Annotated in this window: 17 protein-coding genes; 6 read left to right on the top strand and 11 right to left on the bottom strand. The window is 68.4% G+C overall.

Translation table 11 applies throughout. The features are described 5' to 3' along the window. Window positions 1-414 precede the first annotated feature (414 nt). Together MKK67_RS23080 and MKK67_RS23075 are read right to left on the bottom strand one after the other, a co-directional pair. Window positions 415-699, bottom strand: coding sequence for a hypothetical protein (locus MKK67_RS23080; protein WP_243969852.1), 285 nt, complete (start codon window positions 697-699; stop codon window positions 415-417). Window positions 700-849: 150 nt separating this feature from the next. After that, window positions 850-1,110 carry a hypothetical protein gene (locus MKK67_RS23075; RefSeq protein ID WP_243969850.1) on the bottom strand — a complete coding sequence of 87 codons (261 nt, stop codon included), beginning with the start codon at window positions 1,108-1,110 and terminating at the stop codon, window positions 850-852. Between the two features lie 915 nt (window positions 1,111-2,025). Here MKK67_RS23075 and MKK67_RS23070 point away from each other — a divergent pair. Together MKK67_RS23070 and MKK67_RS23065 are read left to right on the top strand one after the other, a co-directional pair. Continuing rightward, the gene (locus MKK67_RS23070) at window positions 2,026-4,488 is read left to right on the top strand and encodes an EAL domain-containing protein (RefSeq protein ID WP_243969848.1); all 2,463 of its coding nucleotides are present in this window, start codon (window positions 2,026-2,028) and stop codon (window positions 4,486-4,488) included. A gap of 288 nt (window positions 4,489-4,776) precedes the next feature. Then, window positions 4,777-5,736, top strand: a complete 960-nt coding sequence (locus tag MKK67_RS23065; RefSeq protein WP_243969846.1) for a helix-turn-helix domain-containing protein — start codon at window positions 4,777-4,779, stop codon at window positions 5,734-5,736. A gap of 19 nt (window positions 5,737-5,755) precedes the next feature. On the opposite strand, the gene MKK67_RS23060 is transcribed toward MKK67_RS23065, so the two are convergent. Both MKK67_RS23060 and MKK67_RS23055 read right to left on the bottom strand, forming a co-directional pair. Further along, a complete protein-coding gene (locus MKK67_RS23060; RefSeq protein WP_243969844.1) occupies window positions 5,756-6,016 on the bottom strand; it encodes a hypothetical protein in 261 nt (86 codons plus the stop codon). Between the two features lie 309 nt (window positions 6,017-6,325). Beyond that, window positions 6,326-6,631, bottom strand: coding sequence for a hypothetical protein (locus MKK67_RS23055; RefSeq protein WP_243969842.1), 306 nt, complete (start codon window positions 6,629-6,631; stop codon window positions 6,326-6,328). 187 nt (window positions 6,632-6,818) lie between these two features. Between MKK67_RS23055 and MKK67_RS23050 the strand changes: the two genes are divergently transcribed. Next, window positions 6,819-7,058, top strand: coding sequence for a hypothetical protein (locus tag MKK67_RS23050; RefSeq protein ID WP_243969840.1), 240 nt, complete (start codon window positions 6,819-6,821; stop codon window positions 7,056-7,058). A 253-nt stretch (window positions 7,059-7,311) separates the two neighbouring features. After that, window positions 7,312-7,854, top strand: coding sequence for a hypothetical protein (locus MKK67_RS23045; protein WP_243969838.1), 543 nt, complete (start codon window positions 7,312-7,314; stop codon window positions 7,852-7,854). Between the two features lie 682 nt (window positions 7,855-8,536). On the opposite strand, the gene MKK67_RS23040 is transcribed toward MKK67_RS23045, so the two are convergent. The 5 genes from MKK67_RS23040 to groES form a co-directional block, all read right to left on the bottom strand. Further along, window positions 8,537-8,884 (bottom strand): hypothetical protein, encoded by a 348-nt coding sequence (locus tag MKK67_RS23040; protein WP_243969836.1) that lies wholly within the window; start codon window positions 8,882-8,884, stop codon window positions 8,537-8,539. 111 nt (window positions 8,885-8,995) lie between these two features. Next, a complete protein-coding gene (locus MKK67_RS23035) occupies window positions 8,996-9,232 on the bottom strand; it encodes a DUF6522 family protein (protein ID WP_243969834.1) in 237 nt (78 codons plus the stop codon). Window positions 9,233-9,338: 106 nt separating this feature from the next. Next, the gene (locus MKK67_RS23030) at window positions 9,339-9,686 is read right to left on the bottom strand and encodes a hypothetical protein (RefSeq protein WP_243969832.1); all 348 of its coding nucleotides are present in this window, start codon (window positions 9,684-9,686) and stop codon (window positions 9,339-9,341) included. Between the two features lie 158 nt (window positions 9,687-9,844). After that, window positions 9,845-11,488 (bottom strand): chaperonin GroEL, encoded by a 1,644-nt coding sequence (gene groL, locus MKK67_RS23025; RefSeq protein ID WP_243969829.1) that lies wholly within the window; start codon window positions 11,486-11,488, stop codon window positions 9,845-9,847. 90 nt (window positions 11,489-11,578) lie between these two features. Next, window positions 11,579-11,866, bottom strand: coding sequence for a co-chaperone GroES (gene groES / locus MKK67_RS23020; RefSeq protein ID WP_007565402.1), 288 nt, complete (start codon window positions 11,864-11,866; stop codon window positions 11,579-11,581). A 661-nt stretch (window positions 11,867-12,527) separates the two neighbouring features. Here groES and MKK67_RS23015 point away from each other — a divergent pair. Beyond that, window positions 12,528-12,737 carry a cold-shock protein gene (locus MKK67_RS23015; protein WP_007565404.1) on the top strand — a complete coding sequence of 70 codons (210 nt, stop codon included), beginning with the start codon at window positions 12,528-12,530 and terminating at the stop codon, window positions 12,735-12,737. A 99-nt stretch (window positions 12,738-12,836) separates the two neighbouring features. After that, the gene (locus tag MKK67_RS23010) at window positions 12,837-13,199 is read left to right on the top strand and encodes a DUF6481 family protein (RefSeq protein WP_243969827.1); all 363 of its coding nucleotides are present in this window, start codon (window positions 12,837-12,839) and stop codon (window positions 13,197-13,199) included. Window positions 13,200-13,412: 213 nt separating this feature from the next. On the opposite strand, the gene MKK67_RS23005 is transcribed toward MKK67_RS23010, so the two are convergent. Together MKK67_RS23005 and MKK67_RS23000 are read right to left on the bottom strand one after the other, a co-directional pair. Then, window positions 13,413-14,750: an LLM class flavin-dependent oxidoreductase gene (locus MKK67_RS23005; protein WP_243969825.1), complete on the bottom strand. Its 1,338-nt coding sequence runs from the start codon at window positions 14,748-14,750 to the stop codon at window positions 13,413-13,415. A gap of 36 nt (window positions 14,751-14,786) precedes the next feature. Continuing rightward, complete coding sequence (locus MKK67_RS23000; RefSeq protein ID WP_243969822.1) at window positions 14,787-15,317, bottom strand: cupin domain-containing protein; 531 nt, start codon at window positions 15,315-15,317, stop codon at window positions 14,787-14,789. Between the last annotated feature and the right edge of the window lie 15 nt (window positions 15,318-15,332).

Here is a 15,332-nt window from a genome sequence, read left to right as displayed (position 1 = left end):
TCAGGGCGACGACCAGCCCGCGAAGTTCGCTCAGCGAGAGGGCATCCAGGCCATCGGGATCCGGCAGCGCCATGCCGGGTGTTGAATCACGCCACGGCCAAACCGCAAAACCCCACCGCCCGGATATCTGCCCCAGTTACCTGTTCGACCGCAGGCTCGCGGTCGAATGATGGTTCTGCCGATGGAGATCCCAATCTCTCCCCTCATCCTGAGGTGCTGCGGAGCAGCCTCGAAGGAGCCTTCCAGGGATCGCGCGGCAGGCTGGAGGGCTCCTTCGAGGCCTCCGCTTCGCTCCGCCGCCTCAGGATGAGGGTGAGGATGGGAAAGACCGGTCAAACAGGCTCTTAGAGGCGAGCCCGATTGCAGCGCGATCGGGAACGGCTCTCGCGCAGGGCGCGTCCGAACCAGCAGGCTCTAATCGTCGTCGGCATCCGCCGGCGAGCCGGGCGGCAGGGGACCGCCGTCGATCACCCCGGGATCCCCGGCGTTGAAGGGCGGCCCGTCGAAGCCGACGACGCCGTCGGGATTGTCCGGCGTGACGTTCGGATCGATCTGCCGGACGCCGTCGCGACCGAGGCGCTTGTCGATCCGGTCCATCCGCTTGAGATCGCGCTGGACCGGCACGTCCCGCGGATCCTGGGCCAGCGCCTCCGGCGAGACCGAGAGCGCCATCAAGGCGCCGAACGTCAGTAGCCGCATGTCGCAAAGCCCTTCGCGGTCCGGCGCCCGCGGCGCGCGTCGCCGCCGGCCGCCCGAGTCCGAATCCACAATGCCGGTGATTGCTCGGCGGATCAACGCAAAGTGGTAGACGGACTCAGAACGCGTCCGGGATGCGGGGATGATCGACCGTCAATCGATCGGGCATCCTTCGGCCTGCTCCCGCCGGCGGCGCTCCGCGTTCTGCTGCGCCTGCTCCTGCCAGCTGTCCTCGGGCGGCGTCATCTCGACCTTGTTCGAGGCAATCCCCAGGGTTGTCGGACCGAGCGGCTTGGTCGGCAGCGAACCCGTCATCTGCGGCTCTTCGCAGCCCCGGTCGGCCCAGTCGCCCTCGGCCAGCGCTGGGGTCGCACACACGATCAGGGTCGCAACGATCGCCAGGAATCTGTTCATGCGTGCGGTCACAGCGTGCCGTCAAAGTCCGTTGACGGCGGGCGGAGCGTCGGATCGCGGACACCGGCCAGGCGTAGGGCGAAACGCTTAACGAAAAAGAGCCCGCCGCAGCTGATGCCGAGCGGGCTCGAAGGGGTCGTCTTGGGAGGAGGCCCCTCGTACTGCAGGGATGCCGGCCGGGGCATTCGCGTTCCGGCATGGCTGGAGCGCGCCGAAAGCATGTAACCGCCACGCTTGTACGCTTCAGCGCAGCGATTGAGCCACTTTGACGTGTTCAAAGGCAATGCGGCTCGCCGCGCGACGCGCGAAGACGGTGGGGATGAGACCGATAGCCACCTCAGCGGCTGCGAGCCGGTGGCCGCAGCCGCCGACGCCAGACGTCGCTCGGGGAGGAGCCTTCGCGGCTCCAAAGGCTTCGATCGTAGCCACGGTCCTCTCATGACCCGCAGAACACGCGGGTTCCCCTCTCCCGTGCGGGCTAGCGGATTCACACATCGGGGTCGGCAGGATACGCTGGAGACGCCGCGGCTCTCCCTCCCCCACAGAGCTACGATGTTCACACATCGGCTTGCGAAAGCCGCCACGTGCCCCCTCTCCCGTGCGGGAGAGGGTTGGGGTGAGGGATCAGGTCCATACGGAGACGTCGCACCCCTCACCCTGTCCCTCTCCCGCACGGGAGAGGGGACCCGCGCCACATCCGGGTATGGGTGAATTCGATCGCCCGCACGGGAGAGGGAGTCGCTCGCGGCCTGCAGCGGCGCCTGTACCTCAGAACCCGTGTCGATTGTCGGGGATGAGCCGGGGCGTTCGTCCCTGAAAACCAGTCGCCAAGGCAAAATCGCAATCGAATATGCAACTTCTGATTAGTATCGAGCCGCTACCGTGCTCCCGTGTTGCCGCACGGCGAGGCTTTCCATGTACCGCGCTCTGGCCTGCCTGACCGACCAGCACACCCCCTGGGTGGTGCCCCTGGCCGCCTGCGTCTGCTGGATCTCCTGCTACGTCGCCCTGCTTCTGGAACAGCGTGTCCGGAAGGGCGGCGCCTCCGCGCCCGCCTGGCTGCTGGCCGCTGCCTTCTCGGCCGGCGCGGGGATCTGGAGCACCCACTTCATCGGCATGCTCGGCTACGATCCCGGCGTCGTCGTCGGCTACGAGATGGCCACGACGCTGCTGTCGCTGATCGTCGCCGTCGCGGGCGCCCTGGTCGCCTTCACGCTCCTGCGGGATGCGCATCAGCACGCGTTCTGGGCCGGAGCCGTCGCCGGCCTGGTCCTGGGCGGCGGCATCGCCTGCATGCACTTCCTCGGCATCGCGGGAGTGGTCCTGCCCGGACGCTTCGACTGGGATCCGGCGCTGGCGCTGGCCGCGACCGCGATCGGCTGCAGCCTCTCCGGCGCCGCCCTGATGGTGCATGTCCGCCGCGGCGACGCCAAGACGCGGATGGCCGCCGCGACCATCCTGACGGCGGCCATCGCCGGGCTGCACTTCCTGGCCATGGCGGCGGCGCGCGTGATCCCGGACCCGGCGCTGGAAACCCCGGATCTCGGCCTCGCCCGCGGCGCCGTGGCGGGCGGCATCGCGGTGATGATGGCGGTGATCCTGGCCTTCGCGGCGCTGGCCCTGATGCTCGACCATCTGCGCACGATCAACGCCGCCCTCGCCCGCCAGGGCGTCGCCTTGCGCGAGAAGACGCTGCTGCTCGACATGACCCTGGACAGCATGGACCAGGGCCTGATCATGGTGGACGGACGCGGCCTGGTTCAGGTGTGCAACGAGCGCGCCCTGGCGCTGCTCGATCTGCCGCGGGCGATGATGCTGGCCAGCCCCAGCTACAAGGCGGTCCTGCGCCACCAGCTGCAGAACCGCGAGCGCAACCGGACCGACCGGTCGTACCGGGACTGGATCGAGCGCGGCGGCCTGGACCAGGCCCATGTCCACGAGCGCGTGCGCCCGAACGGCCTGGTGCTCGAGATCCGGACCGTGCCGCTCCAGGATGGCGGCTTCGTGCGGACGTTCACCGACATCACCCAGCGCAAGGCCGCGGAGGCCGAGGTGGCGCGCCTCGCCCGGCACGACATCCTGACCGGCCTGCCGAACCGCGGCCTGTTCCGCGAATATCTCGATGCGCGGCTCGCCGACATCGCCGTAAGGGGCGGCACCGGGGCGGTGCTGTATCTCGATCTCGACGGCTTCAAGGGCGTGAACGACACGCTCGGCCACCAGGCCGGCGACGATCTGCTGCGCAGCGTGGCGGACCGCTTGCGGTCCGTGGTGGGCGACGGCGTCGTGGCGCGCCTGGGCGGCGACGAGTTCGCCGTCCTGCTCTCGGGCGACCGCCAGGAGGCCATCGCGATCGCTGAGTGCCTGATCGGCCTGTTCGAGGCACCGCTCTGGGTCGGCGCCCAGCGGATCGCCGTCGGCCTGAGCGTCGGCATCGCGCTTGCCCCGGAGCATGGGGCGAGCCCGGAATGCCTGTACCGGCGGGCCGACCTCGCCCTCTACCGGGCCAAAGCCGAGGGCCGGGGCACCTACCGGGTGTTCGCCTCCGACATGGACGAGGAGGCGGAGGAGCGCCGGGTGCTGGAGAGCGACCTGCGCCAGGCGCTGGCCGACGATGCCCTGAGCCTGCACTACCAGCCGCAGGTGGACGGCGCATCGGGCGTCCTGGTCGGCTTCGAGGCCCTGGTGCGTTGGACGCACCCCACGCGCGGCCAGATCCCGCCCAGCGTGTTCGTGCCCCTGGCCGAGGAGACCGGGCTGATCATCGCGCTCGGCGACTGGGTCCTGCGCGAGGCCTGCCGCGAGGCCGCGACCTGGGCGCCATCGCTGAAGGTCGCCGTGAACCTGTCGCCGCGGCAGTTCCAGAAGCCGGACCTGCCCGAGACCGTGCTGGCCGTGCTGGCCCAGACCGGCCTGTCGCCGGAGAGGCTGGAATTGGAGGTCACCGAGAGCGTCATCATCAACGACATGGCCCGGGCGATCAGCATCCTGCGGCGCCTGAAAAGCTTCGGCGTCCGGATCAGCATGGACGATTTCGGCACCGGCTACGCGTCGCTGGCGACCCTGCAGGCCTTCCCGTTCGACAAGATGAAGATCGACCGCTCCTTCGTGGCCCAGCTCGGCGTCGACCCGCAGGCCGCCGTGATCGTGCGCGCCGTGCTGAGCCTGGGCCGGAGCCTCCGCATGGGCGTCGTCGCCGAAGGCGTGGAGACGGCCGCCCAGCGGCGGTTCCTGGCGGACGAGGCCTGCGGGGAGATGCAGGGCTACCTGTTCGGCAAGCCGCAGCCGATCGGCGACTATGCCGGAATGCTCAGCCTGCCCGAATCCGCGGAGGCCATCGCTGCGCACCCGGCTCGCCTGGCTCGGGCGACGGCCTGACCGGTGAGGGTGCCTGCTGGACGAGCGGCCTGATACGCGTGTCACCTGCAGGCCACAGGCGGTGCCGGACGGGCTCGGTTTTGGTTCAACGTCCCGTGTTCGAGGCGAGGCAATTTTCAATTTGCAATCGATAGCCCAACCTCAGCGAGCGAGCCCTGGGGTTTCCATGGAGAGTCGCCGCCGCATATCCTCAATCCTAGGTTTAATACTGATCCATTTGAAAATTCCAGTTGTGCGCGATAGGAAAAATCCTCCCGTGCTGCACACGCGAGTACTTAAGCACCCTTCATGCAGACATTGTTTTCGACTGACGGGGTGCATCCCCGCGATAGCTTCAAACGCTGGCGGGAAACGCTGTTCGATCTGGGCGCCAATCTCCAACAGCAGCGCCTCGACGACGGTCTATTCAGCGGCAAGATAGACGTCATCACGATCGGGTCCGTCGCGATGCACCGCGTCTCGCAGACTGCCTTGCGGAGCGAGGCGACCGGCGAGATGTTCCGGGACTCGGCCCACGAGGGCATGGTCCTGGCAATCCTGCAACTCGCCGGCGCGGCGACGTTCGATCAGGATGGCCGGAATTCGGTGCAGCGGCCGGGCGACTTCGTGGTGAGCGACCAGCGGCCGGTCGTGAGAACGACGAGCACGGGCAGCGCGTGCCTATCGATTCAATTGCCACGCGAGCGCCTGGAGAACGTGCTCGGGTCCACCCGGCTCTACACGGCCCTGACCGTGGGCTCGGATCTCGCCTCGGCGACCCTGGTCTCGACCTTCTTCCGCGAATTGATCCGGGTGCAGCACCAGCTCCCGCCCGACGCGGCCGCCCGCATGGCTTCGGCCGGCACGGACCTGATCGTGGCCAGCATCGCCGAGCGCCTGGCCCGGGAGATCCCGCGGCCGCTGCACGGCACCGTCGTGGTTCAGCGCGCCAAGGCCTATGTCGAGGCCAACCTCGGCGACACGACCCTCGACCCGCCGCAACTCGCCGCCGCGGTCGGCGTATCGTTGCGCCGGCTGCAGGAGCTGTTCCACGGGCACGGCCAGCACATCTCGGACTGGATCTGGCAGCGTCGGCTCGAGACGGCCGCCAAGCGCCTGACCGACCCGGGCGTCCGGCACCTGCCGATCGGCACCCTGGCCTATGGCTGCGGCTTCGCCAGCCAGGCCCACTTCGCCCGCCGCTTCAAGGCGCAGTATGGCATGACCCCGAGCGCGTATCGGGCCGCGTCTCTCTTCACGGCGTCATAGGCGATCGGCCCCGGCCGGCTCAGCCGTGGGGCGTGCGCCGCCGCGCCGGGTATCGCGCCTCCGCGCGCTTCCGGACCGCCCGCGCGCGCTCGACATCCCTGAGGCCGATCGGCCGGGGCGAGGCCTCCTGCGTGAACGGCATCCGGCTGCGGATGTCGCCGTAGTAATCCGAGCCGCTCATCCCGAAGCCGCCGCCCGTGACCGGACCGTCCAGGAGCGGCTCCCCGGCGCAGGCGGCCGTGGCACAGCAGACGAGGAGGGCGGCGAAGGTCAGGCGCATGCAGGAACCCAGGCAGGAACGAGACGGCCGTTTTACGACCGCGGACATGACAAAGCCGTGTGCGCCGGGCGGACCGGCCGCTCGGCCCCGCCCCGATCCGATCACGGGGCGGGGGAGCGTCCGATCTCACCCGCGGTCGAGCCGATACGCAACGCGGCTCGTGAGGCAGGATGACCGGCCAGGGTTAGCAGGCCGTGCGGAGGCCGCGGGATCGGCCGTCCCGAGCCGGGACCGGCCGCGCACGAAGAAGCCCGCCGCGGCTTCAAGGCCGGGCGGGCTCATGACGATCAGGATCCGGATCGGATGCGGTCAGAAGCCGCCGCGACGCCCGTAGCCGCGCGGGCCGCCGAAGCCATGCGGCCGGCCATAGCCACGCCCGTACCCGCGGCCATAGCCGTAACCCCGGCCCCGGAAGCCCGGGCCGCCGTAGCCATGGCGGCGGCCACCGAAGCCCGGTCCGAAGCGGGGACCGCCATAGCCGTACTGGACCTGCTCAACCGCCGGGGCCGGTTCGGTGACGGCGCCGAGGCCGATCTGGGCAGCGGCAGCCGGAAGCGGCGCGAGAAACAGGCTGGCGGCGAACAGGCCACCCGTCAACGTCGGGACTTTGAACACGGATTCTCTCCTCGCCGGGGCCGCTGAGGCGCGCCCCCGGCTTCGAGGAAACCCGACGGGCTCTCGGACCGTTCCTGATGACGTGACCTGCAACGGCCTTCCTGCGGATGAGCCCCGCCCCCGCGCGACATCTCCGCCCCGCCGGGAGGCGCGCTCGGGCCGCCGTGGGGTGTTCATGAGACGCGCGATGGTGAAGTGGCTGATGGTCGCGCTCGCGGTCTTGGCAGGCACTCCTGCAGTCGCTCAGCGGGATCGGGCCAACCGCGGGCGTCGCGGCGCGATCGAGGCCCTGCCCTTCGGTGCCCCGCGCGTCCCGGCCGCACGGCTTCGCCCCCCGGACGACGGCATCATTCATTGGAACACGCCGAACAAGGACGGCAATCTCGGCGGTCCCGGGACGGGCGGCGGCGGCGGAGGGGGCGGCTAGAGCCTCGCTCGGACAGGGTAAGCGGGACGAACGGCGATGAAGTGCTGCCGTTGCGTGCGCGAGCCGCAGAACCCAGTACTTCAACAGTGCCGACGTCACACCGGCACTTGAGGTCATCACAAAAGCCTATGCTGACTGAACAGGATTGTTGATCTCCACGCTCGACAACGGGTGGTTCGCTCCCGTATGATGCTCAAACGTTGCCGGCACGTTTTGAGCCGTTGGGCACGTTGTTCTCAGGAATTCCGCACACATGAAGCGCCGGAGCGCGCGGCCGTTCACGGTCGAAGTCAAGCATACCCGCACCTCCCGCGTCGCCCTGGTCGACGCGACCATGCGGCCCCGCGAAAATCACGACCTCTGGTGGGACATCCCCGAGGTCACCGCCGACAAGCCGGCCGAGCCGGCAGCTGCCCCCGTCGTCCTGGCCGATCCGGCGCGGCCCGAGGCCCCGGCGCGCCGGGTGCTGCCGAGCCTCATGCCGATGTTCTCGACCGCGAGCGAGCCCGAAACCGCCGAGGCGGACGAGGCTCCGACGATCGAGCGCCTTCCGCGGGTGCGCCGGGTCAAGGCGGTCACCAAGCGCGCGCCGAAGCCCGCGACCGAGGCGGCACGGCCCGTTTTCACCCCGGCTCCCGCGATCTCGCGGCAGCCGACGAGTGCGCCCGCTCCAGTGACGGCCGCCCCGGCTCAGCCGACCGCGATGCCGGTGCGCCCGATCCGCCTCTCGCGGCAGGCCGATACCCTCAAGGCCGGCGAGCGCTGGAAGCGGCGGCTGCCGCGCCACCTGTGGTGATGTGAGCGGTCGGCTGCGCACAAGTTCTTCGAGGCGCGATCGCCCTTGTAGGCTGTGACGCGCCCGCTCTCTCGTCTCGGTTGGCACACATCACTGGGTGTGGCGCGCGTCCCCTCTCCCACACGGGCTACGACGTTCACACATCGGGGTCGGCAGGATACGCTGGAGACACCGCGGCTCTCCCTCCCCCCTCTGCGGGGGAGGGTGGCCCCCAAAGGGGGTCGGGAGAGGGGAGCGACGGTGCAAGACAAAGCTCCGGCCTGCACGCCGGCGCTGCCTCCTCCGGAAGCCGGGTTCCCCTCTCCCGACCCTCGCTGACGCGAGGCCCACCCTCCCCCGCAGAGGGGGGAGGGAGACGCGCTTGGGTCCGGCCGTTGCTTCCATCCGGCAACGATGTGTGAACGTCGTAGCCCACACGGGAGATGGCGCACGGAGCAGCCTGCACAACGGGACCCGTGAACACCTCAAGCCGTGCAGGAGAAAGCGCCCGCGTCTCCTGCGGACGATGCCGCGACGAAGTCTGCCAGGCAAACCTGTGTCAATCGCCGGATCGCTGATCCCGGAACGCTGCCGCGCCCTGACCTTCGTAAGGGCGGCAAGGTTCTGAAGGCTCCGAGCCGGTCATCTTCGGCTCCGTTGATATTCGCGCTCTGGCGACTTGAGGCGAGCGCCGTGTCCGCGCTCAGATCCCGATGCTCGCCGCACCGGCTTCCGCGGCCTGGGTGACGGTCGCGCCGTTGCGCAGCGCCATCGCGATCGCGGTGGAGGCCGTGTCGACGGCGCCCGCGCGATCCTCGCCGTAATCGTACATGCTGTTGGTCTGAGAACCCAACCGGGCGTGGAAATTGTCCGGGAAGTTCTTGTTCATCCGCTGCTTCAGCAGGTTGGTCGCGGCGTGGTAATCGCCCTCGAAACCGGCCGATTGATAAGCCGAGCCGCCATCGTAGGTCCCGCCCTCCTTGTCGGCGGCAGCTTTGCGGTTCTTGTGGTCGATCGTTTGCGAGAACAGGAGACCGATAATCTTGGCCATAAGCCATCGGAAGGCGTTCATGTCGGTCCTCGATGATAGCGACGGCGGAAGCACTTCAGGTCTGTACCACGCATTGCCCGAACGCCGCGGCTTTGTTCTGGATGCTCGGTGTCACCACCGCTCTTCCGAGATGAGCGCGCCGCTGCCATCGAAAGTTCCCCGCCAGCCCTTGCCGTGCAGGCGGACCGTCACGCAGGTCTGATCGGTGCCGGAGCCGGCCTTGATCCGGGCCTCGACCTGACCGAGGCGCTCCTGGCGCTTGAGCACGGCCATGCTGACGCCCAGGCACGAGGCCAGTTCGCGGGGATCGACGATCCAATCGCCTTGGTGACCGAGATCGAGCCGCACGGAAGATCTTCCTTGTGCTCGGTTGCTATACGGGCTTGGAACCGATGCTAGAGCCGCCGGCGCCGGAGGGGAAGCCGGACCCGGCCCGGGACGATCGAGGTTTGCGTCAGCGCCGGGCCGCGTGCCGGTGACGGGAGGCCCTGTGGTGATGAGCTCGTCCCGCATTGCGCCGGGCCTGGACCCGGGGCGGCGCCACCACCGGTGGTTGGGCGACGGGCACGCCGTCATGCTCCGCGATGACCTGGCGGGCGCGCTCGACGCTCATGTCGCAGGCGCTGGTCATGCCCTGAAGGGCGCCGAGGGCGCGATTGTATTCGGGAAGATTGGTGCAGCCGGGGACACCCCAGGCCCACGCCGTAGCGGGGGCCACCATGAGCGTCACCAGGGCCAGCATGGCGGCGCGCGCCGTGCGGATCGAAACCCTGGTCCTAGCCGGATCGACACGCGCGCCCATGGAAACCTCTCGACCAACTCGAAGGGGCAACCCGCAGCGGGACGCTTGGTGCGGTCACGATGGGGTTACGACGGGCCAAGTGCCGATCGGGTCGGGATTGACGGTCCGGCGCAGCGGGGGCGCCGCGTCGGACCATCGTGTCTAAGGTCGGGGAGGCTTTAGAAGTCCATGCCGCCCATGCCACCCATGCCGCCGCCGCCCGGCATGGCCGGGGCTTCCTTGCGCGGCAGCTCGGAGATCATCGCCTCGGTGGTCACCAGCAGGCCAGCGACCGAAGCCGCGCCCTGCAGCGCCGCCCGGACGACCTTGGACGGATCGACGATGCCGGCCTGGAGCATGTCGACATACTCCTCGGTCTGGGCGTTGAAGCCGTAGGTCGGCGAGGCGTTGGCCAGGATGTTGCCGACCACGATCGAGCCCTCGACGCCCGAGTTGGACGCGATCTGACGGATCGGGGCCTCAAGCGCCTTCAGCACGATCTTGATGCCGGCCTGGACGTCGGGGTTGTCGTTCGAGAGACCCTGAACGGCCGCCTTGGCGCGCAGCAGCGCGGTGCCGCCGCCCGGGACGATACCCTCTTCCACCGCAGCGCGGGTGGCGTGGAGGGCGTCGTCGACGCGGTCCTTCTTCTCCTTTACCTCGACCTCGGTCGAGCCGCCGACGCGGATCACCGCGACGCCGCCCGCGAGCTTGGCCAGACGCTCCTGGAGCTTCTCGCGGTCGTAGTCCGAGGTGGTCTCCTCGATCTGCGCCTTGATCTGCGAGATCCGGCCCTCGATGTCCGACTTCTCGCCGATGCCGTCGATGATCGTGGTGGTCTCTTTCTCGATCCGGACGCGCTTGGCCCGGCCGAGCATGTCGAGCGTCACGTTCTCGAGCTTGATGCCGAGATCCTCGGCGATCATCTGGCCCTTGGTCAGGATCGCGATGTCTTCCAGCATCGCCTTGCGACGATCACCGAAGCCCGGCGCCTTCACGGCCGCGACCTTCAGGCCGCCGCGCAGCTTGTTCACCACGAGGGTGGCGAGCGCCTCACCCTCGATGTCCTCGGCGATGATCAGCAGCGGCTTGCCGGTCTGGACCACGGCCTCAAGGACAGGGAGCATCGCCTGCAGCGACGACAGCTTCTTCTCGTGGATCAGGATGTACGGATCCTCGAGATCGGCGACCATCTTCTCCGCGTTGGTGATGAAGTACGGGGACAGGTAGCCGCGATCGAACTGCATGCCCTCGACGACGTCGAGCTCGGTCTCGGCGGTCTTGGCCTCTTCGACCGTGATCACGCCCTCGTTGCCGACCTTCTGCATCGCGTGGGCGATCATCTCGCCGATCTCCTTGTCGCCGTTGGCGGAGATCGTGCCGACCTGGGCGATCTCCTCCGAGGAGGCGACCTTGCGGGAGCGCTCGCTGATGTCCTTCACGACCGCGGCGACCGCGAGGTCGATGCCGCGCTTCAGGTCCATCGGGTTCATGCCGGCGGCGACGTACTTGACGCCTTCGCGGACGATGGAGGCGGCCAGCACGGTGGCGGTGGTGGTGCCGTCACCGGCGATGTCGCTCGACTTCGAGGCGACTTCGCGCACCATCTGGGCGCCCATGTTCTCGAACTTGTCGGCGAGCTCGATCTCCTTGGCGACGGTGACGCCGTCCTTGGTGATGCGCGGGGCGCCGAAACTCTTCTCGATCACGACGTTGCGGCCCTTGGGACCGAGCGTGACCTTCACGGCGCTGGCGAGCAGCTCGACGCCGCGCAGCATCTTCTCACGGGCATCGACGGAAAAACGAACGTCTTTGGCTGACATGGACAATCTCTTCTGTTGTCGTTCGGCCCCGAGGCGCGCCGGTGCGGGCGCCTCGAAGGGCTTGAGGAGCGTTGGTCTGGGCGGACGCCCTTAGGCGACGACGCCCATGATGTCGGATTCCTTCATGATCAGGAGATCCTGACCGTCGATCTTGACCTCGGTGCCGGACCACTTGCCGAACAGCACGCGATCACCGGGCTTCACCTCCAGCGGATTGATCTTGCCGGCCTCGTCCCGGGCGCCGGGACCGACGGCGACGACCTCACCCTCCTGCGGCTTCTCCTTGACCGTATCGGGGATGATGATCCCACCCTTGGTCTTCTCCTCGCCCTCGATGCGGCGGAGCACCACGCGGTCGTGCAGCGGGCGAAACTTCATGTTTGGCATCCTGTTCGTCCCGCCTGTGGGCCTCGCGTCGACATGACGGAGCCCATGCGGGAAAGGCGGCGGCGGACCGAATCGTCCGCGCCGGGTCGGCCGCTGTCTTAGCACTCAATGCGCGAGAGTGCTAACGCGTCTCACGGTCGATGGGCCGCAGAGGGTATTTTTCGGGAGAGGTCCGTCGTGTTCGGACCGACCGCGATTCGAAGGCGGTCGCGCCGACACCTCGATCCGGATACTCACGTCGGATCTGGCATCCGTCCGGGCGGGGCGCCGCGGCAAGCAGCGTCAGTATCCACGTTTATACACCAGACTAGCATCGCGAAAAACCGCGCCTCTGCGGCGACCGGCATCGAATGTCTCGCCCGGCGCGTTTCACGATTGTGATTATCTCGCCGATGCGCTAGAGAACATAAATCGATCTTTGGCCAGATATTCGGCCGTCTCGCCTCAACAGGGCGAGCGCTCTGCATCTCTCCCAGTTTCGACGACCATGGATGGGCGCATGCTCAGGCACGCGCTTGCCCTCTTCGATCGTCCAGAGCTTGCCGCCTCTACAGTGCAGATGCGGCTTGATCTGGATCTTTGTTACAGCACGGTGATTTCGGCGGTCCGGATTCCGGTTCGCGCATCGTGCTCTGAAGCAGTTGGAATATTTATGAGCATCGGCACCGTTAAGTGGTTCAACGAGACCAAGGGCTTCGGCTTCATCCAGCCTGACGACGGCGGCAAGGACGTGTTCGTGCACATCTCGGCTGTCGAGCGCGCCGGCATGCGCAACCTGATCGAGGGTCAGAAGCTCTCCTACGAGCTGGAAACCGACCGTCGCAGCGGCAAGCAGTCCGCCGGCAGCCTCCAGGCCGCCTGAACCGCGCGCCTCTTTCGAGGACGCGTTTCGAAGCCGTTCCCTGTGTGGAGCGGCTTCTTCTGTTTCTGACACCCGCGCTGCGGCGCACGAGGAGTGTACGTGGGTCAATTCAAAGAAACGCAGCTTTCCGATCGTCTCGAGGCCGGTGCGAAGGCCAAGGAGGAGCGGCTGGCCCAGTTCCGTGCACGCCCCCCGGCGGATGACCCGGCCGTCCTCGCCCGGCAGGCCGAGCGCCAGGCCGTCGTCGAGGCCCGCGAGGTGCGGGTGAGCGAGCGGGAAACGGCCCGCGCCGCCGCCGAGGCGATCCGCACCGCGGAAGAGCTCGCGGAGCAGGAGCGCGCGGCGGCCGAGATCGTCCGTCAGGCTGCCGAGAAGGTCGAGCGCCAAGCCGCTTTGGCCGCCGAGCAGAAGGCGACCCGCGACGCCCGCTTCGCTGCCCGCAAGGCCAAGGTAAAGCGGTAGCGCATCGTCCCGAAACTTGTCTGTCCCACACTCTCCCTCATCCTGAGGTGGCGACGCACAGCGGCGCCCTCGAAGGAGCCCTCCAGGGATCGCAGGGGTCTCTGGAGGGCTCCTTCGAGGCCCAGCGATCTTGGATCGCCGGGCGCCTCAGGATGAGGGGAGTGGGTTGGATGATCTCCAGGCGGCCCGCGCCGACAGGCCGTTCGTTTTCTTTTACGCGCCCTCCGGCGGAAAAAACCGGTTCGGCGGGCGCGGCAGGCCGAGATGGTCGCGTAGGGTCGTGCCGGCATAGTCGCGGCGGAACAGGCCGCGCCGCTGCAGTTCCGGCACCAGCCGGTCGACCACGTCGTCGAGCCCCTCGGGCACGAACGGGAACATCACGTTGAAGCCGTCGCAGCCGCGTCCCTCCAGCCATTCCTCCATCCGGTCCGCGACCTGCGCGGGCGTGCCCACGAAATGGAGCCCGGCATAGGCGCCGACCTTGCGGGCGAGGTCGCGCACGGTGGCGCCGGTGCGGCGGGCGTAGTCGAGGAGTTGCGCCTGGCTGCTCTTGCTGGCGTTGGTCTCGGGGATCTCCGGCAGGGGCGCGTCGAGATCGAAGCCGGAGGCGTCGACCCCAAGGCGCACCGACAGGTTGGCGAGGCCACTGTCGGGATGGACCAGATCGTCGAGGCGCGCCCGCTTGGCCTGCGCCTCGGCCTCGGTCTCGCCCAGGATCACCAGGGCGCCGGGCAGGATCTTCAGGTGGTCGGGATCCCGCCCCAGGGCCGGCATCCGGCCCTTCACGTCGGCATAGTAGGCCTGCGCGGCCTCCAGAGTGGGGCTGGCGCCGAACACCATCTCGGCGGTGGCGGCCGCGATCTGCTTTCCGGCCTCGGAGGCGCCGGCCTGGACGATCACCGGCCAGCCCTGCACCGGCCGGGCGACGTTGAGCGGGCCCTTCACCTTCAGGAACTCGCCCGTGTGGTCGAGAACGTGCAGCTTGTCGGGATCGAAGAACAGGCCGCTCTCCGGATCCATCAGGAAGGCGTCGTCCGCCCAGGAATCCCACAGGCCGGTGACCACGTCGTAGAACTCGCGCGCCCGGGCGTAGCGCACCGCATGGTCGAGATGCGCGTCGCGGCCGAAATTCAGCGCCTCGTCCGGGTTGCCGGAGGTGACGAGGTTCCAGCCGGCCCGGCCCTTCGAGATGTGGTCGAGGGAGGCGAACTTCCGGGCCACATGGTAGGGCTCGTTGTAGGTGGTTGACGCCGTGGCGATCAGCCCGATCCGCGACGTGAGCGCGGCGAGCGCCGGCAGCAGCGTCAGCGGATCAAACGAGGTCACGGTGGCCGAGCGGCGCAGGGCCGCCACCGGCATGTTCATCACCGCCAGATGGTCGGCCATAAAGAAGGCGTCGAACTTCGCCGCCTCCAACCGCCGGGCGAAATGCGTCAGGTGCTCGAAGTTGAAGTTCGCGTCCGGGTAGCCGCCGGGATAGCGCCACCAGGCCGTGTGGATCCCCACCGGGCGCATGAACGCGCCGAGATGCAGCTGGCGTTTCCCACTCATGGCTCTGCCCGATTCATGGCTACGCTCCGCAGGTGCTCACGGGTGCTTGTGGATCGGATCGACCCAGTGGACGGATTCGGGCCGCTCCACCGGCTCGACATCCGGAATGTTGACCACCACGGCCTCGTTGTCCGAGCGCACCAGCACGCAGTGCAGGGGCTCGTCCGTGGAGGCGTTGATCTCCTGGTGCGGCACGAAAGGCGGCACGAAGATGAAGTCCCCCGGCCCGGCCTCGGCCACGTATTCGAGCCGCTCGCCCCAGCGCATCCGGGCGCGGCCGGAGACCACGTAGATCACGCTCTCCAGGGCGCCGTGATGGTGCACGCCGGTCTTGGCGTCGGGCTGGATCGCCACCGTGCCGGCCCAGATCTTCTGGGCGCCGACCCGGGCCGCGTTGATCGCCGCCTGCCGGAACATGCCGGGGGTCTGCGCGGTGTTGCTGTCGAGCTGGTCACCCGGGATCACGCGCACGCCGTCATGCTTCCAACGCGGCGCCTCGGATGCCCCCTCCCCTGCCCCGTGATCGTGATCATGATCGTGGGTATGGCCGTCGCCGGTGTCGTGCATCGTCAGGACCTCTGA

The sequence above is a fragment of the Methylobacterium sp. J-072 genome (assembly GCF_022829425.1).
GTDB lineage: Bacteria > Pseudomonadota > Alphaproteobacteria > Rhizobiales > Beijerinckiaceae > Methylobacterium.
The sequence above is the reverse complement of the archived record's forward strand: the minus strand, read 5'-3'. Positions and strand labels throughout refer to the sequence as shown.